The organism is bacterium (assembly GCA_035559435.1).
In the GTDB taxonomy this organism is placed as follows: domain Bacteria; phylum Zixibacteria; class MSB-5A5; order WJJR01; family WJJR01; genus JACQFV01.
Map to the genome: position 1 here is coordinate 26,356 of DATMBC010000031.1, position 22,150 is coordinate 48,505.

Here is a 22,150-nt window from a genome sequence, read left to right on the forward strand (position 1 = left end):
GCTGGCAATGACAATCTAATAAATGGGTGGTCCCGAATATCGCGGGGCCACCCCGATGGACGCTGGCAGGACCACAGGGATTGGGCGGCTGTTTCGCGGGCGCACACGACCTGGACGCGCCGCCAGGCGGCGCGCTAACAGGCAATCATTCCGAATCACCGTCCATAGCGGATCACAAACTGCGCGCCGGCGTAGTTTGTGATCGCGTTCAGGGTCGCATAGCCGGAGAGACCGAAGCCCCAGGTGTGCCACGGGGCCAGAAGAATTCCGACTTCACAGGGAATGCCAAGTCCGGATTGCTTCGGCCTGCTTTCGCGAAATCGTGCTGAGAGGTAGCAGAGGCCGACATCGGCATAGATCTTGAGGGGACGACGGGTGTAATGAGCGCCGACCACCGGGCCGATTTCGAAGATGGATCGGTTGGGTCCGGTGTCGGTCCCCCAGAGATCAAATTCGAGTTCTTCCCCGGCGATCATGCGTCCGCCGACATGCCAGATGCTCCATTCTTTCCCGCCGGCCAGCTCGATGGCCGGGCCCTTGATCTCGTCGATTCCGCCCAACCCAAAGATGATCCACGGGCCTCGCACAGACGACGCTTGAGCATGAACTGAGACGGGAGCAATGCCGCAGGCGATTGCGGTGCCAACACACATCACCAACACCCAGCGCACAGGACGCATGTTGTCTCCTGAATTGAGCGCATAATGGGCGCACGTTGTGTCGCAGTCAATGACCATTGCGGCGAGCATTTTTGTCGACTTTCGCCTGTGACCTGTCCCGGAAATCTCCTTGTCCGCCTCCGGGCGGCGAGGTAGCCTTTCCGCATGACACTGGACATCATCCTCGGAATCGTGATCGTCTTTTTCGCCTGGCGCGGCTGGCGAAAGGGGCTGATCGGCGAAGTGGTGGAAACGGTCGGTGTGGTGGTTGCCATCCTGGTGACGGCTCGTCTGTATCCGAAGCTGGAAGATGCGCTGGGGCTGACTTCGCCCTGGAGCTGGATTGTCATCGCCGCCGTCATCTTTGTAGCGATCATGATCATCCTCACTCTTCTGGGCAAGGGACTGCGCAAACTGCTGGAGAAGGCCTCGCTGGGTCCGGTCGAAAAGACGCTCGGGCTGCTTTTCGGAGCGTTCAAGGCGGGGCTGATCTTTGCGGTTTTAAGCGCGGTCCTGTTGCGCGCCGGCGACGACGGCAAGAAAATCGTCTCCGATTCGCTGGTGGCGCGGAGCAACCTCAAGCTGTTTGCCTGGGTGACCACCCTGCTGCCGGAGGAGTGGGAGAAGAAAGTCGATTCGGTCCTGCCGGAAATCTGAACGGACGCCGCTCGCAGAAAATGATATCCGGACCATACCGGATGCGAGGAATCTTGATTCCCGCTCCGTATGAGGAGGTACACCCGCTGGGAGGGTGAAAGGAAAGGAGTCGGACATGGCTGATCAGGTACGCGCCGCCATTGTGGAATCGATCCAGGGCCTGGGCTCCTACGTGGAGCCGATGCGTGCTCTGGAAGGTCTCTCGGCGGCCGAAGCGCGCAAACGCCCCAAACGCGGCATCGCCACAATCTGGGAGCAGTTGCTGCACATGGTCTTCTGGCAGGACATCATGCTTACCCGTCTGAAGGGGCAGACCCCTCCCGATGTGCCGCATGATCAGGACGGCTGGCCGAAGATGCCGCCGGTGGCCGGGCAGGATGAGGCCTGGGCCGACCTGCTGGCCCACTTTGCCTCCGGTCTTCAGGAAGCCGAAAAGATCGCCCGACGCGCCAAGCTGGGAAACCGGATGTCGCGTCAGACCAAACGGACGTTCGCAAATCAGTTGCTGTCACTGTCCACGCATAATGGCTACCATCTCGGTCAGATTGTGACCGTGCGTCGGATGATCGGCAAGTGGCCGCCGCCTTCGGGTGGATACACCTGGTAGAGTCGCGACCGGAACCATATCCATCTTTCTTGCTCGCAGCGCGAGGCGGGCAGGAGCCGCAATCGGTGCGCCGGCCTCTGCCCGTCTCTGTCTGTGATGTGGGTGCGCCCCTCGGACGGATCAAATCCCGCGTCATTCGCTCTGCCAAACCGGCCTGAACGACTCCCGTCCGTCGTGTAACCTTCCCCCCGGCCGCCCGTTCTTAGATGTGTGCGACGTTACGAACAAGTCGTCAGGCAACATCAGGACCGGGTGTTCAGTTACGCCTGCTACGCGCTGGGCTCGCGCGAAGAGGCGGAGGATGTCGCCCAGGATGTCTTCATCCGGTTGTGGGACCACTGGGCCGAGCTGGACCAGGAGAATGTCACTGGCTGGATCATCCGGGTGGCGCGTAATGCCTGCCTCGACCGGCTCCGCCAGCGTCAGACCCGCGCCGCGCTGCTGCACGAACACTTGGGCGACCGTGAACCCTGCACCGAGCCGGAGCCGGAGGCCGGCGGGAACCATGCGGCGCTTCGGCGGCAGATCGAGGCGGCAATCCGTGAATTGGACGAGCCCTACCGGAGCATCGTCATCCTGCGCGAAATCGACGAGCATTCGTATGAGGCGATTGCCTCGGCGTTGACGATGCCACTGAACACGGTGAAGGTCTATCTGCATCGGGCGCGGAGAATGCTGCGGGAGCGATTGAAGGGGATCTATGAATCGGCTTGAAGTGAACAGCTGTGAACAATGCCAGGACATAATCGAGGCCTACCTCGACGGCGAATTGGCCGCGGTGGAGCGCGCGGCGCTGGAGGCGCACATGATCGTCTGCGCCGCCTGCGCCGAGCAACTGGCTCTGGGACGTCGGGTGCGCGCGGGGCTGGATTCGCTGCGGGTGTTGGCGTCGCCGCCTTCGGTCGCCGCGGCCGCGTTGGCGTACGCGTCGGCGCATCCACGGCCGTCACGACGGCCCTCGTGGCGGGAGAACTGGAAGTTGGCGCTGGCCGGCGCGCTGGCGATGGTCCTTGTCGCCATCACCGGATATGTGGGACAACGCAGCCAACCCGTTTTGCCGCCATACACGCGCGCTGAACTCGAGCAGGCGCATGCCGAGGCGAAGTGGGCGTTGGTGTTCATCAGTCAACTGTCGCGCAAGACCACCGACGGTGTCCGCAGCGAAGTGCTCGACTTTCATGTGACGCGCAACCTGCGGCGCGCGATCGACCGGAAACCGGGTACGACCACGAAGGAGAATGAACATGCGAGTTAAATGGCTGTTGACGGCGGCGCTCTGGATGATCGTCTCGACGCTTGCCCATGCCGGGATCGAGCAGCATCCGGGGTATGTCGACGTTGCCAGGTTCGGGCTGGGCACCGGCGAGGAGGCGACGGTCGAGGTCAACTTGCGCGGGCCGATGCTGAAACTGGCGGCGGCGGCTTCGGAAGAGGACGACCCCGATGTCAGCGCGATGATCTCCGGCCTGGAGGGCATCTTTGTGCGCGCCTACGAACTGCAGGACCACTCCGCGGCGGGATTCGAAAAGGCGATCGCCACGATCAGCGGGCATCTGCAACAGAGCGGCTGGGAGACGATCGTCAAGGTGCGCGAACGCGACGAGCGCGCGCACATCGCCGTCAAGATGCAGGGCGACAGCATTGTCGGCATGACGGTGTTGGCGATGGATGAGAACGATGGCGACAACGAGGTGGTCTTCATCAACATCGTGGGCGCCATCGATCTGGCCCGCATCGGGCGTCTGGGGCGCAGCTTCGACCTCGATGTCGATGCCCTCGACAGCCTCGAACGCGAAGCGACCAAGCGGGACTCGACCCGGGGGCGTTAGCCCGGCGGGAGGTGAACGATGCGCAATTCACGATTCGCAATCGCCGCGGCGGTCATCGTCTTCGCGCTCGCCAGCACGGGCTGCTACCGGGCGGTGCGTCTGGAACAGCTGTGCGGGGAAATCCTCGATGCCTGCCCCGATGCCCGGTTTGAGCGGGATTTCTCGCTCTCGCTGGGCGGGATGAGTTGGGGCATCCTGAAAAGCATCGCGTTGGCCGCCGAGAAGGATGATCCCGATGTGCAGAACTATGTCGGAAAACTGAGCAGAATCGAGCTGGTGGTCTACGAGGTGAGGGGGATCCATAAGTCGGACGCGCGCGCCATCGGCGAGATTATACGGAGCCGCCTGGATGAGGATTGGTCGCTGATGGTCGAGGCGCTGGAAGATGACGAGTTGGTCTGGATCCATGCCCGTGAAGATGGGGACCACATCCGCGAAATGCAGATTGCCTCCTACGACGGCGAAGAGTTTGTGATTGTGCGGTTCTCCGGATCTCTGGATGACATAATGGAGAAGGCCGTCGCCGACCACGGCGGATTCACCGACAAGATTGTGGGGAGCGCACGTAATTGAGAAAAAGAGCCGCGATGACCTTGGGGGCGGTCCGTATGGGCCGCTTCTCTTTTTTGCCGGGACCGGGCTGGTTCTCGCCGCCGCGCTTTGCTATCGTGAGCTGACGAGGAGCGCCGCCATGAAGATCTATCAGGTCGATGCCTTTACCGATAAGCCGTTTGCCGGTAATCCCGCCGGTGTCTGTTTGTTGGACAAGCCCGCCGATCCGTCATGGATGCAGAATGTCGCGATGGAGATGAACCTGGCGGAGACCGCCTTCCTGCACCCCGGTAACGATGGGTTTCACCTGCGCTGGTTTACCCCGAAGGTGGAAATCGATCTCTGCGGCCATGCGACACTGGCCGCCGCCCATGTCTTGTATGAACTCGGCCTGGTGAAGCCCGAGGCGACGGCGCGTTTTCATTCGAAGAGCGGGCTTCTGACGGCGCGCAAGTCCGGCGAGTGGATCGAGCTGGATTTCCCGGCCACTCCGGCCCGGCCGATCGACACGCCGCCCGGACTGGAAAACGCACTGGGCCTACGGGCGCTCTGGGTGGGGCAGAATCAGTTCGACATCCTGGTCGAGGTGGAATCCGAGGCCGGGCTGCACGGGCTGGACCCGGATTGCCGCGCGTTGAAGTCGCTGGGGGGACGCGGCGTTATTGTGACCGCCCGTGCCGTCACGCCAGGTTACGATTTTGTCTCACGCTTCTTTGCCCCCTGCGCCGGCATCGACGAAGACCCGGTGACCGGCTCTGCCCATTGCACCCTCTGCCCATATTGGGAGGCGAAACTCGGCAAGACAACAATGATCGGCTACCAGGCCTCAAAACGGGGCGGAGTGGTGCGAGTACGTCGCGAGACCAACCGGGTGCTGCTCGGCGGGCAGGCGGTGACGGTGTTGATTGGGCAACTCACTTAGGCCATCGACGCGGTTGTGAGCGATTTACCTCTTGTCACCCCGCGTAAGCGGGGGTCCAGACAATGGGAACCACGGTTGGATTCCCGTTGTCGCAGGAATGTCCAATAAAGTCTCGGCAAGCAACGAGACGAAGCACGACATTCCGATGGAGACGCTAGCCCTCCGGCGTTTCCCCGACCCACTGACTCCCGTCGGTGAAATGCTCCTTCTTCCAGATCGGCACTGTCTTCTTCAGACGGTCGATGCCGGCTCGGGCGGCGCGAAAGGCGGCGTCGCGGTGCGCGGCGCCGGCGGAGACCACCACCACCAACTCGCCGACCTGCATACGGCCAATCCGGTGCACCATCGCCAGTCGGTTGATGGGAAACTCGCGCATGATCTCCTCGGCGATCTCGCGCATCAGCGCTTCGGCCATCGGCTGATAGCAATCATACTCGAGCGCGGTCACCGCCTGTCCGTGGGAGTTGTCGCGCACCAGTCCGGAGAAGGAGCAAATCGCGCCGTTGCCAGGCGCGGTCACCAGCGCCTCAATCTCGGCCACGGTGAAAGGGTCGTCACGGATCGCGATGTGGGGGGCGGTCGGCATTGCGTTGTTCGTTTCGGGCGTAGCAACGGGCTGAACGCCCCTTGCTGGGCCGCCTCGCGGCCCGGATCACCCACCGGAGACCGGTGGGATGAAGGCCACACGGTCGCCGTCTTTGAGCGCGGTGTCGGCGGGCACATACTGCTCGTTGACGGCAAACAGCGTCGCGCGCCGCAGTTCGTCGCCGGCCTTCCCGCCCACAAGTTGCACGAACACATCGGAGACTGTCAGGCCGGGACGCGCCGCGACGGTGACCTCCCGCTGCCCCAACAGGTCGCGATAGTGGGCGAACAGTTTGACGATGATCGACATGACGTCCGATCGAACGCGCGGCGACTCTGGCCGCGCGCTAATACCGTGGGATCGACGGATCGGCTTCGGCCGCCCAGCGGTCGATCCCGCCTTCGAGGTTCTTCACCTTTTTGAACCCGTGCTTGCGCAGCCAGCCGGAGACCATCTGCGAGCGGATGCCATGGTGGCAGAGCACGATGACTTCCTCGTCGCGGCGCGCGGCGATCTCGCCGACCCGCGACGGCAGCGTCCCCATCGGGATCAGCGTGGCGCCGGGCAGATGCGACATCTGGTACTCGATGGGCTCGCGCACATCGAGGATGAACAGGTTTTCACCGCGATCCAGACGGCGCTTGGCCGCGCGCGGGGTGATACGGGTCTCATCGTCGATTTCGGCTTCGCCCAGATCTTCCTCCCCGTGATAGACGCAGGTCTCGGCATAGGCGACCGGCACGGTGATGGTGGGATGGTCGCCGCAGAGCGCGCAGTCGCGGTCGCGGGTGATGGTGAACTCATCGAAACGCATCGCCAGCATGTCGATCACCAAGAGGCGACCGACCATGGTCTCGCCGATGCCGCAGATCCACTTAATCGCCTCCGCCGCCTGCAGCGATCCCACGACTCCGGGCAACACGCCCAGCACACCCGCCTCGGCGCAGTTTTGCACCGTGCCGGGCGGCGGCGGCTCGGCGTGCAGACAGCGATAGCAGGGCCCCTGCCCGGGGACAAACAGCGACAGACGGCCCTCGAACTGCAGCACGCTGCCATAGACATTGGGCAGACCCAGGAGAACGCAGGCGTCGTTGACGGCATAGCGAGTCGGGAAGTTGTCGTTGCCGTCGATGACGATGTCATAGCCGCGCAGAATGTCCATCGCGTTGCCGGCATCAAGACGCTGCGGATGCAGATTGATCGTCAAGTCGCTGCGCAACGGCGTGAGCCGTTCGGCGGCCACTTCCACCTTGCCCCGCCCCCGGTCGGGCTCGCCATAAAGGATCTGCCGCTGGAGATTGGAGAGATCGACAACATCGTCGTCGATCAGTCCGAGCGTGCCGACCCCCGCCGCCGCCAGATAGAGCGCGGCCGGGCATCCCAACCCGCCGACGCCCACGATGGCGACCTTTGCGCCCCGCAGTTTCTCCTGCCCCTCGGCGCCCAGTTGCGGCAAACGGATCTGCCGCGACCAACGGCGCAATTGTTCGGGCGTCAAGCTCACGGGAGTATATACATCAGGATTCGGCGAAAAGTAAACTACGGCGGACGCAAAACGTGGAAGTTCGCTTCAGATGGTCGTGGCCGGAGGGATCGGCTTGGTCATCAGATAACGGTCGTGATCGACGAAGCCGAGACGGCGGTACAGTTCCTGCGCGCGGACATTGATCCGTTCGACTTCCAGATGCAACGACCGTACCCCGGCCGCCCGGCAGGCGCGTTCGGCTGCCCGCAGCGCCGCGGCGCCGAGGCCATGGTTGCGATGGGCCGGAGCGACATAGAGTTCATCGATGAATGCATCCTGGCCGCGGTGTTCCAGACTGTATCCCCAGGTAAGCAAGCAGTAACCGACGATCCGGTCTTCCGGTTCGATCACCCAAAGCAGACCGCGGGAGGGATCGTCAATCAGCCGCGCCACCACGCCGGTCAGTTCGGCCGCGTCGAAGGGGTACCCTTCCTGGCGATAGTATTCCTCGACCAGTGCGATGATGTCGCGGACATCGGCAGGCGCGGCAAGACGAATCGGATCAGTCATAGCTCGAGCGCCAGGAGCGCATCGGGGATGGCGTTGACAAGATCGGAAGCCAGAAGCGCGCGCTGGCCGAATTCGTATGCGCCGACATCACCGGCCAGGCCATGGATGTAAACGCCGGCCAACGCGGCGCTCAGCGGCTCGACCCCTTGCGCCAGCAGCGATCCGATGATCCCGGTCAGCACATCGCCGACACCGCCGGTGGCCATCCCGGCATTGCCGGTGGGATTGAGATAAATCCGGCCGTCGGGATCAGCCACAAATGTCGGCGCGCCCTTCATCACCACCACACAGCCGAATCGCCGCGCGGCGGCAACGGCGGCGCCCTCGCGGTCGGCGGCGATCGCGGCATTGTCCTGATTGAGCAGTCGCGCCATTTCGCCGACATGCGGCGTGATGATCAGCGGCGCTTCGCTGTCGGCTTCGAGGCAGCGGGCGTCGCGGGCGCAGGCGTTGAGGCCATCGGCATCGAGCACCATGGGCCGGGAACGGCGTTCGACCAGCCGGCGCACCAATTCCTGGGTTTCATGGTGGGTCGACAGGCCGGGCCCGATGGCAAGCGCGTCGGCCGACTCGGCCATCTCCATGATCGCGCCCAACGCGCGACGGGCGATCACCCGTTTCGCACGCACTTCGGGAAGCGGACGCGCCACGGTTTCCAGCGAGCCGGCATCGACGGTGTCCACGAGAGATTCCGGCACCGCCGCATACGCCAATCCCAACCCGGTGCGGAGCGCCGCCGATGCGGCCAACACAACCGCGCCGGTCATCCCGGCCGAACCGCCAACGAGCAGGAGTTTGCCGAAGAGCCCCTTGTGGCCGTCGGGGGGACGTGCCGGGAGCGCTGTGCGCACAAAATCGTTGGTGATCAGCCGAAGTTGTATCCCTTCGGCGTCGATGACCTCGGGCGGGATGCCGATGTCGATGGTGGACAGCTCTCCGACATGGCCGCGTCCGGGCCAAAGCCACTGGCCGCGCTTGAGCGCCGCCAGCGTGTAGGTGCGATCGGCGCGAATGGCCGGCACACACAGCGCGCCGGTTTCACCGTTCAGCCCGGAGGGCGTGTCGACCGCGATGATGATGGCGCCGGCCGCGTTGGCGGCCTCGATCAACTGCGCGGTCAACCCGGTGATCTCGCCGCGGAATCCGGTGCCGAAGATGGCATCGACGATCAGGTCATAGGCGTCAAGATCGGGAATGGCGCGGGCCGAATCGATGGACACGATCTCAAGGCCGAGCGCACGGAGACGGTCGGCGTTGACGCGCGCATCGCCGCGCAGCGCATCGACATGCCCGAGGAGAAAGACAGCGACCTGCGCGCCCGCCTCATGCAGATGCCGCGCGACGACCATCCCGTCGCCGCCGTTGTTGCCCGGCCCGCAGAGAATCGCCACCCGCCGCTCGGCGGCTTCGCCTTCAAAGCAGTCCGCAATGATGCGCGCGGCGATTCCGCTGCCGGCATTCTCCATCAAGGTCAATCCGGGAATCCCCACACCGTGGATGGCGCGTTCATCGATGGCGCGCATCTGCGCGGGTGTCACGATGGGCGGCAGGTCGTGGGGACGCATGGCGGCTCAAGGCGCGATCAGACGTTTCATTTCCGCGGCGTACCAGGCGCTCTTGGCGGCGGCGGCTTCGGCGAAGTCATCGCCGGCGGAGGCGTAGAGAATGTCCCGCGACACATTGACCAATGCCGGCGCGCCATCGGCGGCGGCGGCGGAGAGCGTGGCGGCCAGATCGCCGCCCTGAGCGCCGATGCCGGGAATCAGAAGCGGCGCATGGGGCGCCTGCGCGCGCACATCGGCGATCAGCGAAGCGTGACGCGCTCCCACCACCAAGCCATAGGGGCCCGGCATCCGGTCCAGGAGGTGGATGACACGGTGGTAGATGCGCTCGTTGGTCTCGGTTGAGGTCACTGTCTGTATATCGACCGATCCGGGGTTGGAGGTCAGGCACAGCACAATCGGGACACATCCGGGAAACTCGAAGAACGGCTCGAGGGCGTCGCGGCCCAGATATGGGTTGACCGTGGCGGCGTCGCCGCGCAGATGCTCGAAAAGAAATCGGGCATACAGACGCGAGGTGTTGCCGATGTCGCCGCGCTTGCCATCGAGCACCGTCGGGATCTCGGCGGGAATCTCGGCCAGGAGCCGCTCCAGTTGCGCAATCCCGGCGGACCCGAAGGCCTCGAAGAAGGCGAGATTGGGCTTAAAGGCACAGGCGTAGGGCGCGGTTGCCTGCACAATCCGCCGGCAAAACTCATAGAGCGGCTGCGTCGAAGATGCGCAAGACGCCGGCAGTTTGGCGGTATCGGGATCGAGGCCAACACACAAAAGCGCTCCGGTTGCCTGCCGCCGCGCTGCCAGTTTTTCGAGGAATCCCACAGTGGTCTCCTTGGTCAGGGGAAGTTAGCGGGCCGGATCGGGGAAGACCATCAAATCATCAGCCGCCACCGAGGGTGTGACAACGTCGTGCGCGCCTCCCGCGAGCAATCCGGTCTGTGCCAGGTCCAAAGCTCCGGCTCCCAGGCCAACATTCACCGCGACAGAGTCCGGAAGAATGAGTATAATGGACCATACACGGGGAGAGAATCGATGAAAATGGCGACTTGGATCGTGGCGGCGGCTCTGGCGTTGGGAACGACGGCGCCGGTGCCGGCCCAGACGCCGCAGGGCGCGACACGCGCCGCCAATCTGGAGGCGCGGGTCATCAAGGATTCGACCGGCTGTCCGTCGGCAATCGAACTCTGGCTGTCTTCGACCACGGACACAGTCCAAGGGCTGGAAGTGGTCCTGCAATGGGACCGCCCCGGCCTCGTCGAATTTCAACATGGTGTCCCCGCGTCGAAGGCGGCGCCGACCGATTCGCTGGCGGCCCTGCTGAAACCCGCCGACCCGAGCACGCAGATTCCCCTGGAACGGGCAAAGGGACTCTTGTCGAAGTGGGAGTTTGTCGAAGCGCGGGCGACCAGCGGGAATGGCGCCAAGATCATGGGTGTGGCCAAATTATTCAGCCAGGAGGACCCGGCGCCGCTTTTGCCCGGAGCCTCCGGCGCGCTCCTGCGGATGCCGATCAAGATCCTCGCTCCGGCGGCGAATGCGCCCGCCGATTCCGGCGGGGTGAATCTCGCATTTGACGCCGCCGGGACCCGTCTGTCGACGCACCGCGGGGTGCTCTTCGGCACGGTGGGGCTCAAGGGGACCACGGTGCATCCGGCCGCATGTCATTAGGCGGCGGGATTGCCCCCTTGACAATCGGGGGCTCAGGCGTTAGTATTGCCAAGTGAGTGGGCGCTGCCGCGCCCGCATTAGTAACACGGTTTCTTTACCTGCAACGGTCTGCACGAGACACAACATCGCGGTTGGGATTGCGCAGATTGACTCGGCGGCGCAAGGCCGCTGGACGAACGTTCTAAGAGGAGACGACCCAAGAAACACGGCGCGCGGTTTGTCGGACTAAATGGTTTCCAATCGCCATGTTACGGCGCTGGAGCCGGTTCGAAAAAGTTCGATAAACGTATATAGGCGCTGGTCTGCAAGGCGTGGGACCGCTTTGCAGGGGCCTTTGGGCATGGCGTTTGAGGACGTCAGCCTGATGGCCCCGGATGGTTGGGTGCGTCGCCATTAGACCGAGTCCACGTAAGGGTGTCCCGCAACGTTAAGGAGTGGTCCATGATCCGTGGTCGCGTTCTCCGGACGCTCTCGGCATTGATGCTCGTGTTCGTGGTCGGGTTGGCTTGGCTTTCCTCGACCGATTCGGCGATGGGCTTTGTCGACTACGACACCGTATCAGTCACCTATGACACCCTGGCGCTGATTGACGTGGGCGATACGCTCGGGACTCCGGGCACCAGCGTGCCCGTCTCGCTCTACCTGCAAAATCTCTCCGACTCGATCCAGGGCTTCACGGTCTCGATCACGCTTTCCAACCCCGATCTGATGGCGTTTGTCTCGCAGACGGTGATCGACACCTGCTACCCGTGCCTGGATTCGGCGTGCACACAACTGGACACGGTGCAGTGCACCATCGAAGTGGTGCCGTCGACCACCCAGAACACGCTGATCCAGAACTGGGACCACGCTCAGGCGCGGACCTTCGGCGGCACCAACATCCTGGTCTCCGGCATCGCGGATGTGGACTTCGACCAGTCGCCGCTGCCGATTCTGCCGTTTACCAACGGCGTGCTGATCAAGGTGATCGCCCAGGTCAACTGCAACATTCCCGACACCCTGTCCGACCGGGTGGTTCTGCTGGATATCAATCCGCCCCAGACCTTCCTGACCAATCCCAAGGGGCGAACCATTCCCAGTTACACGATCCTCGATGCCGACACCACGATCTCCGGCCCGGACACCACGGTCCACCTGTGGCTGTACCGGACGGCGCTGAAGTATCAGAACGGTTCGATCACGGTGCCCTTTACCCTCAAGGGCGATTTGAACAAAGACGGGGTTTATAACGTTCAGGATGTGGTGGGACTGGTCAACGTGGCGTTTCGCGGGGCGCAAGAGCCCTGCCCGCCGGGGATTGCCGATCTGAACTGCGACGGCGTGGTCAGCATCGTGGACGTGGTCCTGCTGGTCAATCACGTGTTCCGCGGCGGCCCGCAGCCATTCTGCTAGGCTCTGGAATTCGCCCTTGACGGCGGGCCGGACGACGGCCTTGATTGGGATACGGATGGAGATGAAGTAAAGTCGCGGGCGACGGATCGACCGTATGGCCCGCGTGCAAAAAGCCCTCGGGAGAACAGCCCTCTATGGCCCAGGTAGTGTCTTCACACTAACTCTACATTGCAGTACGGATGGTTGTTCTCCCCTAAAATGCCCGAAGGCCCCCCGGATCCCGGGGGGCCTTCGTGTCTCCGGCGCGAAGACTACAGCCCGATGACGATGCGGGCGTCGATCGCCCGCGACTGAGAGGGGTCGGGACAGAGGACAAACGGATTGATATCCAATTCGCGGATGTGCGGCGCCTCGCTCACCAGCTGTGACACTCGCACAATGGCATCGACCAAGGGTTCAACATCGACCGGCGGCGCTCCGCGGAATCCCGTCAGGAGTTTCTGCCCCTTCAGTTGCGCGATCATCTCGCGGGCGTCCTCACGTGACAACGGCGGCAGTCGGAAAGCGATATCCTTTACCACCTCGACAAAGACACCCCCCAGCCCACACATAACCATCGGGCCGAACTTTGGGTCGCGCACCATGCCTAATGCCATCTCGACACCGCCCTTGACCATCGGCTGCAGCACGATGCGGGCATCCTTCAGGCCATGCTGGCGCGCCCTGGCCTGCAGGGCCTCGAACTGCCGCACGGCTTCGTCGTCATTGCGGATGTCCACCACGACGCCGCCGACCTCGGTCTTGTGGGCCAGATCGGACGCGTCAATCTTCAACACGATCGGGTAACCGACTTTGGCCGCAGTCGCCATCAGGGCGGCTTTATCGGCAATTGGGTGCAAGTCGGCGACAGGTATCCCGCACCCGGCGAGGCACTCCAGCGCGTCACGGCCGAGGATCTGTGTACGGCCGTTGCGCGCCGCGGCCTCCAACTCCCGTCGCGCCGCCAGCACATGCTGGGTGACCGGCTCGGGGATGCGGACCGGTCGGTCCCGGTAGATCCCGTAGCGACACATGCGATCGTAGACCGCGGCCATTTCTTCCGGGAACGTGTAGACCGGAATGCCGGAGTCCTTAAGCAGGGCCGCGGCGGTCCCATCGCGGGCGCCGACAAAGCAGGACAGCAGCGGCTTGGCCGACTTCTGTTTGGCCTCGAGGATGCCGCGCGCGACGGACATGTCATCGATCATGATCGGCGGGACGAACAGGCACATCACCGCGTCGACATTGGGATCGTCGAAGACCGCCTCGAGCGTGCGCCGGTAGTCATCGCCGGTGGCGGAGGCGATCATATCGACGGGATTGCTGGTGGCGGCGGCCGCCGGCAGGAACGACTTCAATCGCGCCACGGTCTCGGGCGCCAGCGGCACCACATCCAGACCGAGGCCCGCCGCCGCATCGGTGGCCAGAATGCCCGGCCCGCCGGCGTTGGTGATGATGGCCACGCGTTTGCCATGCGGAACCGGCTGACGGTCGAAGGCCTCGGCCACATCGAAAAGTTCCTCCATCGAGTGCACGCGGATGATACCGCACTGCTCAAAGAGGGCATCGACGCCGATGTCATGCCCGGCCAAGGCGCCGGTGTGCGAGATGGTGGCCCGGGCGCCGGCGGTGGTCCTGCCGGATTTGACCGCGATGATCGGCTTGGTCTTGGTGATTTCGCGGGCAATCTTGGTGAAGGTTTCCGCGTCGCCGAAACTTTCGAGGTACAGGAGGATGATCTGCGTCCGCGGATCATCTTTCCAGTAATTAAGCAGGGCGTTGCCGGCGATGTCGGCCTTGTTGCCGACGGAGGCGAACATCGAGAAACCCAGCCCGAGCTTGCGGGCGTGGTTGAGAATCGCCTCGCCGAGCGCGCCGGACTGCGACATGAAGCCGATGCGGCCCGGGATGGGTTGGGTGCGCGAAAAGGTCGCGTTCATCGCCACCGTCGGATCGGTATTGATCACGCCGAAGCAGTTCGGGCCGATCATGCGCATGTTGTAGTGGAACACGCGCTCCAGAAGTTGCTTTTCCTCGTCGGCGCCGGCTTCGCCCAGCTCCTTGAAACCGGCGGTGATGACGACCACTCCGCCCACGCCCTTCTGCCCGCACTGCTCGATGGCGGGCATGACCAGATCCTTGCGCACCACGATCACCGCCATGTCGACCGGATCGGGAATATCGAGCACGGTCGGGAAACACTTGACCGAGTGGATGTAATCGGCGTTCGGATTGACCGGAAAGACCTGGCCTTTGAAGTCATAGGAAATGAGATTGCGTACCAGCTCGCGGCCGATCGTGCCGGGACGGCTGGTGGCGCCGATGACGGCGATCGATTTGGGGCGGAAGATCTTGTCCAGTCCGACAGCGCTGTTCATGACGGTCATCCTCTCCGGTCGGGAGGATATATACGCAACGAACGACAAAGGGCGGGTGACAGACCCGCCCATGGCGTGACAAAATCGGCTATGTCCTGCCGGCGCAACACCGGCGCCACGCGATCCTAAGACACGCGCTCGAAAACGGCGGCAATCCCCTGCCCGCCGCCGATACAAAGTGACGCCACACCGTAGCGCGCCTGGCGTCGACACAGTTCGTAAAGCAATGTCAATGCCAGCCGCGCGCCGGAGGCTCCCAGCGGGTGGCCGATGGCAATGGCGCCGCCGTTGACGTTGCCCTTCTCGCGCGGGAACCCCAGCGCCTTCTCGCACGCCAGATACTGTGGCGAGAAGGCCTCGTTGATCTCAATCAGGTCCATGTCGTCGAGCGTGAGTTTGGCTTTGGCCAGCGCCTGCTTGATCGCGTCGACCGGGCCGATCCCCATGATCTCCGGCGGCACACCGGCGATGGCATAGGCGACAAGACGCCCGATCACCCTGAGGTCATGCCGTTTGACCGCTTCTTCAGAGGCCAGCACCACCGCGGCGGCGCCGTCGTTGATGCCCGAGGCATTGCCGGCCGTCACCACACCGTCCTTCTTGAACACCGGACGCAGTTTCGCCAGTTTCTCCAGCGATGTTTCGCGGATGTGCTCATCGTAATCGAGCACACGGGTCTCCCCTTTTTTGGCGGGCAGTTCGATCGGCTCGATCTCGGCGGAGAGCCAGCATTGTTGCTTGGCGTGTTGCGCCGCTTCAAACGAGCGCAACGCGAAGGCATCGACTTCCTGACGTGAGATGTTGTACTGCTCGGCCAGTTTCTCGGCGGTCAGCGCCATATTGAGACCGCAGAACGGATCGGTCAGCGCCACCCAGAGCGCATCCTCCATCGGCGCCTGACCAAGCGGCAATCCCCAGCGGGCGCCGCGGATGACATGCGGCGTCTGCGACATGTTCTCCATGCCGCCGGCCAGCACCACCTGGGCCTCGTCAAGTTGAATGAACTGCGCGCCGGTGACAATGGCCTGCAGACCGGAACCGCAGATCCGATTGACCGTCAGCGCCGGCGTGGTGACCGGGGTGCCGGCCTTGAGACCGACATGCCGTGCGCCATAGATCGCATCCGCTGAGGTCTGGGTGGCGTTGCCCATGACCACATGGTCGACCTGTTCCGGCGTGATCCCGGCACGGCGCATCGCCGCTTTGGCGGCGATCACGCCGAGATCGATGGCGGTGATATCCTTCAACGACTGACCGAACTCGCCGAACGGCGTTCGCGCTCCCTCACAAACAAAAACCGGCTTTGACATCCATCCTCCAGATCGAGAGAAATTCGGTCTTGCAACTCGCGGTGCTTTATAACCGCTCGCTCCCTTTGCAAACAAGCGCTTTGACAACGCGGTTCTGCGCCACGGCGGCGCAGGCTCTGCGCTTGGTACAACACTCAGGTATTCAAAGTGTTACAGAACAGAAAGCGAATTTATCCACATTGCCGCGCAGACGCTGCGACGAATTGATCCGTGCCGCACAACAGTCGTCACCAGCCGCGGTATTGTAACTCGTTGTACCACAGAACATTATTATTGTTGTGTCACGACGTCAGACTTGGCATACGGTTTGATTAGGGTTCATTTGGCTCCGAGAGGGGCCAGTCAGCTCATAAGCGGTGAAGGGGCGCTGACGAAGTGGGGTGGAAGGAGTTCCGAGGTGAGGGCGGAACTCCTTCTGTATTTTCGGCATCAGCGCCCGGACTACCCGGCGGAGTCCACTCGTCAATCTCCGTTTTCGCGACTTCCGGAAAGTTGGGGCCCTGATCAGGGGTGGCACGGTTAACTCGCCGTGCTTGGCGCGGGTCAAAGATTGCGTCCATCTCATGGAGGTTCAGGTCACGCCCTGAGCTTGTAATATTCGACCAACAACCTCGTGCGCAAGGAGGTGGCTCATCGAATTCAGTATTTGCCCGCGACGCTGGTACGCCTGGCAGATGATCCCCGGTTACGGGGACCGGCAGGGAGTGCCGTATTTCTCCCCCATCCTCGTTCACAAAGTGACGTCCTGGAAGAGCAAGCAGAAGATTCTGACTCTGGAATTTTTCAATGCTGGCTATGCGCAAGGCGTGCAGAACTTCAAGCTGGACATGCACGTTCTGCACACGGGTCCGACCTATGTGGTGTCACGACTGGACTATCGCAGCCCCGACGCACCGGACCGCTGTGCGGTGGTCAGCGAGATTGGGTTCGACTGGATCGGGAGTTTCTGCCCTTGGGTGATGTCTGATACGTACGATCCGGACGCACAGCCCGACGTGCAAGAGTATCTGAACTCGGCCTTTCGCTTGACCTGAGCGGAAGTATGAACCTGGAGAGACGGTTGAAGATTCGATGAGGATTGCGTATCCTTGGAGCGACTCCCTTGCATGGGGGCTTAAGCCATGTCGATGACCCGCCGCAAACGCCTGCAGTACGCCGAGAAGTTTTTCGTGATGGCGCAGGACTTCCAGAACATGGGGTATTACAACGACGCGGCGCACTACTACACCAAGTCGATCCAGATGTACCCGACACCGGAGGCCTACACGCACCTGGCGTGGGCGCACTCGTTTCTCGGCGAGTATGACCAGGCAATCGAGTTCTGCAAGATCGCCATCTCACTGGACCCCGACTACGGCAACCCCTACAACGACATCGGCGCCTACCTGATGGAGAAAGGGGACGTCGATTCGGCCATTCCCTATCTGCGGCGCGCCGCGCGGGCGCGCCGGTATGACCAGCACCATTACGCGCACTTCAATCTCGGCCGGGCCTGGGAGAAGAAGCACCAGTACGACAAGGCCGTGGCCGAATACAAGCGCTCGCTGGAAATGGCCCCCGACTACGAACCCGCCAAGACCGCCTACTACCGCCTGGTGCGCATGCAGAACTAAAGAGCCGTGACAGCGACAGCAGGACGCCGAATCCGGCGTCTTTTTTTTGCCTGGCAGTCAACTACCGCAGGCAGGGGTTGCAGCGGGTGTCGTTGTTGCGGAAGGTGGCGTTCACAATGGTGACAACATCCATCACGCTGAGGACGCCATCGCAGGTCAGATCGCCGCGGGAAAACAGCGGGCAAAGGGGATCGCCGGGCGGTATGGCGCCGCCTCGGAAGGCGGCGTTGACCAAGGCCACCACGTCGGAGACGCTCAGCACTCCGTTGGTGTCCAGATCGCCGATGTGCGGGCAGTCGCAGAGCGCGACCGTATTCCAAAACCCCTGCGCCGCCTGATGAGTGGGTGAAGTGGCGCGCGAAGAGGCGGTCTGGCCCAAAACACCGGAGACCTGTCGGTTGGCCGATTGCGCCCCGACTGTGCCTCCGGCGCCGATGACCGCGCCGCGTGGCACTTCCACCGCATACACCAAAGACACAAAGGCGCCAGCCGTCAGCAGCAAAAACACGACGCCCGAAACGATGTTCCGTAAGTCATTCAGCAACAGAGGGATACGGTGGCCAACTCTGCTCCCGATTGTGGTCCGCCTCCCGACGGGCTTCCCCTGATGCGGGCTGGGTTGACAGACAACTTCGCTCTGCGGAGTGTGGCGCATGGGCAACCAGTCTGATTTCGCATGCCGACGGCCATCGCATGGCCGTCTCGTTGATTAGATCGGCAGGAACGACACGAAGACCAAGGACCGTCCAAAGGAAAGTTACTCACCCCGTGGTGGTTGGCAAGCGCCGGGGAGTCATCCACACACATGCAACCCCACTGTCTAAACAGAGGTTGTCCCCGTCCGGTTCTCCGCATTCTTTGAAGTCATGGCAACCAAACGAAACCTGAGATCGAAGCGGGAGTCGGCCGCGGATCCGACATTCGATGTCCTGTCGTTCGGCGCACATCCCGATGACGTTGAAGTGGGCACCGGCGGGGTGCTGATCCGCCTGCGCGAGCGCGGCCACCGGGTGGGCATCGTGTATCTGACCGAGGGGGAGATGGGCACCGGCGGCACCCGCGCCATCCGCAAGCGCGAAGCGGAGGCGGCGGCCCGCATCATGGGCGTGGAGATCGTCAAACGCTTCAATTGGGGTGATACGAAGTTGTTCGACTCGTACGACAAGCGGGTGGCGGTCGCCAGACTGATTCGTCGCTGCAAGCCGCGCATCATCTTCGCGCCGCATTGGGATGGGTTCACCGGACGGCGTCAGTCGCATCCGGACCACCTGGCCACCGGGCGCATCGTCATGAACGCCGCCAATCTCGCCGCTCTGATCAAATTGGGCGGCGAAGGCACCGCCCACCGTACCGGGGCGATCTACCACTACTTTCTGCCGTCGGGCGTCAATCCGTCGTTTGTGGTCGACATCACGCCGCAGTTTGTGCGCTGGATGCAGGCGTTGTCGGCGCACCGCTCGCAATTCCTCAATCCGAAGAAATCGCGGGATTACCTCTGGTCGCTGGAGACCATGGCGCGGGCCAACGGCGCGCGTATCGGCGTCAAGTACGGCCAGGGATTCCTCTCGGCCGAGCCGCTACGGATCGATGATCCGATGACGCTGGTGCAGGGCGACCAGGTGATTTAGCGATTCCGGCGCGTCCCCCCTGGCCTTTTGCCACCCCCGCCCCGGGATCGGCGTCACAATTGGCGCTAACACCCGTCGAATCCGGGCTGTCAGGAGTGTATAATCCGGGGACCGCGCGGGGGCGGCGGCATTGGGGACCGGACGAGGGTGGATGGAGGAATTGTGAGGAAACTGTGGTGGGTGTTGGGAGTTCTGATCATCTGCGGCGGGGCCTATTGGTGGCACAGCACCCGGTCGCAATCGGCGCCGGGCGATGAGATCTTCAAGCGCACGGCGGTGGCGCGCCGCGGCGACATGGTGGTCTCGATCTCCGCAACCGGGCGCATCGACCCGATCGAAAAAGTCGAAGTCAAATCGAAGGCCTCCGGCGAAATCATCGAACTGCCGATCGAGGAAGGCGATGTGGTCCGTCGCGGCGACCTGATTGCCCGCCTGGACCGACGCACCGCGCAGAATGATTACGACCAGGCGCAGGCCGACTACAGCGTGGCCGAGGTCACAGTTCGACAGCGCGAACGTGAACTCAAGCGCCTGCAGACACTGTTTGAAAACAAGCTCGCCTCGGAAAGCGAATTGGACAACGCCAAGCTCGCCTACGAGCAGGCCAACTCCTCGCTGGTGCGTACCAAGGCGGCGCTGTCCACCGCCGAAGAACGCTTGCGCGACACCGAGATCCGTTCACCGATCGACGGGATCATCATCGAGCGTCCGGTGGAAATCGGCCAGATCATCTCGTCGGGCACCACGACCGTGACCGGCGGGACGCTCTTGTGCACGGTGGCGAACATGCAGCAGGTGTATGTGGTGGCGTCGGTCGATGAGACCGACATCGGCAAGGTGAGCGTCGGCATGCCGGCGTTCATCACTCCGGACGCCTACCCTGACAAGCGGCTGCGCGGCACCGTGGAACGCATCGCTCCGAAGTCGAAGGTTGAGCAGAACGTCACGGTCTTCGAAGTCACCTCGCTGGTGGACAACGCCGAGGGATTGCTCAAATCGGGCATGAACTCCACCGTGGAAGTGGTGACCAATCAGGCCGAGGATGCGATTCTTCTTCCGGTCCGCGCGGTGGAATACCGCACGCCGCCGGCCCCGACGTCGGGAGACACAGCGCGCACAGGGTTGCGCGCCGAAGGCACGCGTGGTCCCGGCGACACCGCGGGCGGGCATCGGCGATTCGAACGCGGCGCGGGTGGGCCGTCGACCGGAGGCGGCGGCACACAGATGGTCATGATGCAGGGCGGGCCGGGCGGCACCACGATGACCCGGACACAGAGCGGCCGCGCCACCGGCATCCCGATGGTGCAGGTGCGTCGCCACGGCGTTGATCAATGGGTGCCGGTCAAGACCGGACTGTCGAACGTCGACGACATTCAGATTCTGGAAGGGGTCGCCGAAGGCGATACGGTGGTCTATTCGCTTTCGTCGGGAGCGATGCAACAGCGAGCCGAGATGATGGAACGCATGCGCAACAACACCGCAATCCCCGGCATGCGGCGGACGAACTAAGGGCATCCAACCACATCCGATGAGCAAACGCGGGAACATCTCGGTCGGCGAAGGCATCAATGTTGCCTTTACGGCGCTGCGCGCCAACAAGATGCGGTCGACGCTGACGATGCTGGGCATCATCATCGGTGTGGCGGCGATGATCACCATGGTGGCGATGGGCTCGGGCGCGCGCCGTGCCGTCGAGCAACGTATCCAGGCGCTCGGCGCCGGGCTCCTGTTTGTCCGACCGGGGGCGCCGCATCAGGGGTTTATCCGTCTCAGCGCCGGCTCGGTCGAAACGCTCGACGACAAGGATGTCGAGGCGATCCGTACCGAATGCCCCTCGGTGGTGGCGGTCATCCCCGAAGCGACCGGGTTTGCGCAGGTGAAGTTTGAGAACAAGAACTGGAATACGCGTGTCACCGGTTCCATCCCCGATTACGAGTGGGTGCGCAACGCGGCGACCAGCCAGGGCGGCTACTTCACCAACGCCGAGAACCAGCGCCGCGAACGTGTCTGCGTGATCGGGCAGGAAGTCGCGACCAACCTCTTTGAGGACACCGACCCGGTCGGCAAGACGATCCGGATCAACGGCATGAGCTTTGAAGTCAAGGGCGTGCTCAAGGAGAAGGGCATCCAGGGCTGGATGAACCAGGACGACATGATCCTGATTCCGATCGAGACCGCGCTCAACCGGCTCTTCGGCCGCGACACGTTCGGGTCGCTGACGCTGAAGGTCCGCGATGAGTCGCTGATCGAACGCGCCATCCTCGAGGTCGAGACGACGCTGCGCCGCATGCACCGCCTGGCGCCCGGGCAGGAGAACGATTTCAACATCCGCTCGATGTCGGATGTCGGCGCGGCGCAGGCGGAGACGGCCAACACGTTCACCATGCTCCTGGCGTCCATTGCGCTGGTCTCCCTCATCGTGGGCGGGATCGGCATCATGAACATCATGCTGGTGTCGGTCACCGAGCGCACGCGTGAGATCGGCGTGCGCAAGGCGATGGGCGCGCGCCGGCGGGACATCCTGCTGCAGTTCTTGATGGAATCGATCACGCTGTCGGTGATTGGCGGCACGGTGGGCATCGGGGTCGGCGTGGGCGCGGCCATGGTGCTGTCGCGATTCTATGGCTGGAACACGCTGATCGTGCCCGAAGCCGTATTCGTCTCGTTCGCCTTTGCCGCCCTGGTCGGCATCTTCTTCGGGTTGTACCCGGCGCGCAAAGCGGCGCGTCTGGATCCGATCGAAGCCCTGCGCTACGAATAACCTCCGGCATCGGCC

The 22,150-nt window shown here is 63.2% G+C and carries 24 protein-coding genes; 14 read left to right on the plus strand and 10 right to left on the minus strand.

Translation table 11 applies throughout. The features are described from left to right. Window positions 1–155 precede the first annotated feature (155 nt). Complete coding sequence (locus VNN55_03615; protein HWO56635.1) at window positions 156–587, minus strand: hypothetical protein; 432 nt, start codon at window positions 585–587, stop codon at window positions 156–158. A gap of 237 nt (window positions 588–824) precedes the next feature. Here VNN55_03615 and VNN55_03620 point away from each other — a divergent pair, with 237 nt between their 5' ends. The 7 genes from VNN55_03620 (at window position 825) to VNN55_03650 (ending at window position 5,226) form a co-directional block, all read left to right on the plus strand. Then, window positions 825–1,316, plus strand: a complete 492-nt coding sequence (locus VNN55_03620; GenBank protein HWO56636.1) for a CvpA family protein — start codon at window positions 825–827, stop codon at window positions 1,314–1,316. A 115-nt stretch (window positions 1,317–1,431) separates the two neighbouring features. Beyond that, window positions 1,432–1,923, plus strand: coding sequence for a DinB family protein (locus VNN55_03625; protein ID HWO56637.1), 492 nt, complete (start codon window positions 1,432–1,434; stop codon window positions 1,921–1,923). A 210-nt stretch (window positions 1,924–2,133) separates the two neighbouring features. Next, window positions 2,134–2,637, plus strand: coding sequence for an RNA polymerase sigma factor (locus VNN55_03630; GenBank protein ID HWO56638.1), 504 nt, complete (start codon window positions 2,134–2,136; stop codon window positions 2,635–2,637). Then, a complete protein-coding gene (locus VNN55_03635) occupies window positions 2,624–3,178 on the plus strand; it encodes a zf-HC2 domain-containing protein (GenBank protein HWO56639.1) in 555 nt (184 codons plus the stop codon). The genes VNN55_03630 and VNN55_03635 overlap by 14 nt, the downstream gene beginning before the upstream one ends. Next, complete coding sequence (locus tag VNN55_03640; protein ID HWO56640.1) at window positions 3,168–3,752, plus strand: DUF4252 domain-containing protein; 585 nt, start codon at window positions 3,168–3,170, stop codon at window positions 3,750–3,752. Before VNN55_03635 ends, VNN55_03640 begins: the two co-directional genes overlap by 11 nt. A gap of 18 nt (window positions 3,753–3,770) precedes the next feature. Further along, window positions 3,771–4,325 (plus strand): DUF4252 domain-containing protein, encoded by a 555-nt coding sequence (locus VNN55_03645; GenBank protein HWO56641.1) that lies wholly within the window; start codon window positions 3,771–3,773, stop codon window positions 4,323–4,325. A gap of 118 nt (window positions 4,326–4,443) precedes the next feature. Next, window positions 4,444–5,226: a PhzF family phenazine biosynthesis protein gene (locus VNN55_03650; protein ID HWO56642.1), complete on the plus strand. Its 783-nt coding sequence runs from the start codon at window positions 4,444–4,446 to the stop codon at window positions 5,224–5,226. A 154-nt stretch (window positions 5,227–5,380) separates the two neighbouring features. Here VNN55_03650 and VNN55_03655 read toward each other — a convergent pair whose 3' ends face one another. The 6 genes from VNN55_03655 to pyrF all read right to left on the minus strand — a co-directional run bounded on the left by VNN55_03655 (window position 5,381) and on the right by pyrF (window position 10,228). After that, window positions 5,381–5,812 carry a molybdenum cofactor biosynthesis protein MoaE gene (locus VNN55_03655; GenBank protein HWO56643.1) on the minus strand — a complete coding sequence of 144 codons (432 nt, stop codon included), beginning with the start codon at window positions 5,810–5,812 and terminating at the stop codon, window positions 5,381–5,383. A gap of 66 nt (window positions 5,813–5,878) precedes the next feature. Continuing rightward, window positions 5,879–6,121 carry a MoaD/ThiS family protein gene (locus VNN55_03660; GenBank protein HWO56644.1) on the minus strand — a complete coding sequence of 81 codons (243 nt, stop codon included), beginning with the start codon at window positions 6,119–6,121 and terminating at the stop codon, window positions 5,879–5,881. Window positions 6,122–6,158: 37 nt separating this feature from the next. Continuing rightward, window positions 6,159–7,316: a molybdopterin-synthase adenylyltransferase MoeB gene (gene moeB / locus VNN55_03665; protein ID HWO56645.1), complete on the minus strand. Its 1,158-nt coding sequence runs from the start codon at window positions 7,314–7,316 to the stop codon at window positions 6,159–6,161. A 66-nt stretch (window positions 7,317–7,382) separates the two neighbouring features. Next, the gene (locus VNN55_03670; protein ID HWO56646.1) at window positions 7,383–7,847 is read right to left on the minus strand and encodes a GNAT family N-acetyltransferase; all 465 of its coding nucleotides are present in this window, start codon (window positions 7,845–7,847) and stop codon (window positions 7,383–7,385) included. After that, entirely contained in the window at window positions 7,844–9,412 is a 1,569-nt protein-coding gene (locus VNN55_03675; GenBank protein ID HWO56647.1) for an NAD(P)H-hydrate dehydratase, read from the minus strand. Before VNN55_03675 ends, VNN55_03670 begins: the two co-directional genes overlap by 4 nt. 6 nt (window positions 9,413–9,418) lie before the next feature. Then, the gene (pyrF, locus tag VNN55_03680; GenBank protein ID HWO56648.1) at window positions 9,419–10,228 is read right to left on the minus strand and encodes an orotidine-5'-phosphate decarboxylase; all 810 of its coding nucleotides are present in this window, start codon (window positions 10,226–10,228) and stop codon (window positions 9,419–9,421) included. A 210-nt stretch (window positions 10,229–10,438) separates the two neighbouring features. Here pyrF and VNN55_03685 point away from each other — a divergent pair, with 210 nt between their 5' ends. Next, window positions 10,439–11,074: a hypothetical protein gene (locus tag VNN55_03685; GenBank protein ID HWO56649.1), complete on the plus strand. Its 636-nt coding sequence runs from the start codon at window positions 10,439–10,441 to the stop codon at window positions 11,072–11,074. Window positions 11,075–11,515: 441 nt separating this feature from the next. Then, complete coding sequence (locus tag VNN55_03690; GenBank protein ID HWO56650.1) at window positions 11,516–12,466, plus strand: hypothetical protein; 951 nt, start codon at window positions 11,516–11,518, stop codon at window positions 12,464–12,466. Between the two features lie 251 nt (window positions 12,467–12,717). Here the strand turns inward: VNN55_03690 and VNN55_03695 are convergent, their stop codons facing one another. Together VNN55_03695 and VNN55_03700 are read right to left on the minus strand one after the other, a co-directional pair. After that, a complete protein-coding gene (locus VNN55_03695; protein ID HWO56651.1) occupies window positions 12,718–14,823 on the minus strand; it encodes an acetate--CoA ligase family protein in 2,106 nt (701 codons plus the stop codon). 125 nt (window positions 14,824–14,948) lie between these two features. Next, complete coding sequence (locus VNN55_03700; GenBank protein HWO56652.1) at window positions 14,949–16,133, minus strand: acetyl-CoA C-acetyltransferase; 1,185 nt, start codon at window positions 16,131–16,133, stop codon at window positions 14,949–14,951. A 674-nt stretch (window positions 16,134–16,807) separates the two neighbouring features. On the opposite strand from VNN55_03700, the gene VNN55_03705 reads away from it, so the two are divergent. Continuing rightward, window positions 16,808–17,167, plus strand: a complete 360-nt coding sequence (locus tag VNN55_03705; protein ID HWO56653.1) for a hypothetical protein — start codon at window positions 16,808–16,810, stop codon at window positions 17,165–17,167. Between the two features lie 87 nt (window positions 17,168–17,254). Then, window positions 17,255–17,746: a tetratricopeptide repeat protein gene (locus tag VNN55_03710; protein ID HWO56654.1), complete on the plus strand. Its 492-nt coding sequence runs from the start codon at window positions 17,255–17,257 to the stop codon at window positions 17,744–17,746. Window positions 17,747–17,807: 61 nt separating this feature from the next. Here the strand turns inward: VNN55_03710 and VNN55_03715 are convergent, their stop codons facing one another. After that, a complete protein-coding gene (locus VNN55_03715) occupies window positions 17,808–18,206 on the minus strand; it encodes a hypothetical protein (protein HWO56655.1) in 399 nt (132 codons plus the stop codon). 406 nt (window positions 18,207–18,612) lie between these two features. Between VNN55_03715 and bshB1 the strand changes: the two genes are divergently transcribed. The 3 genes from bshB1 to VNN55_03730 all read left to right on the plus strand — a co-directional run bounded on the left by bshB1 (window position 18,613) and on the right by VNN55_03730 (window position 22,135). Next, window positions 18,613–19,374 carry a bacillithiol biosynthesis deacetylase BshB1 gene (bshB1, locus tag VNN55_03720; protein HWO56656.1) on the plus strand — a complete coding sequence of 254 codons (762 nt, stop codon included), beginning with the start codon at window positions 18,613–18,615 and terminating at the stop codon, window positions 19,372–19,374. A gap of 162 nt (window positions 19,375–19,536) precedes the next feature. Further along, window positions 19,537–20,883: an efflux RND transporter periplasmic adaptor subunit gene (locus tag VNN55_03725; GenBank protein HWO56657.1), complete on the plus strand. Its 1,347-nt coding sequence runs from the start codon at window positions 19,537–19,539 to the stop codon at window positions 20,881–20,883. Window positions 20,884–20,902: 19 nt separating this feature from the next. Then, window positions 20,903–22,135 carry an ABC transporter permease gene (locus VNN55_03730; GenBank protein ID HWO56658.1) on the plus strand — a complete coding sequence of 411 codons (1,233 nt, stop codon included), beginning with the start codon at window positions 20,903–20,905 and terminating at the stop codon, window positions 22,133–22,135. The last annotated feature ends 15 nt before the right edge of the window (window positions 22,136–22,150 follow it).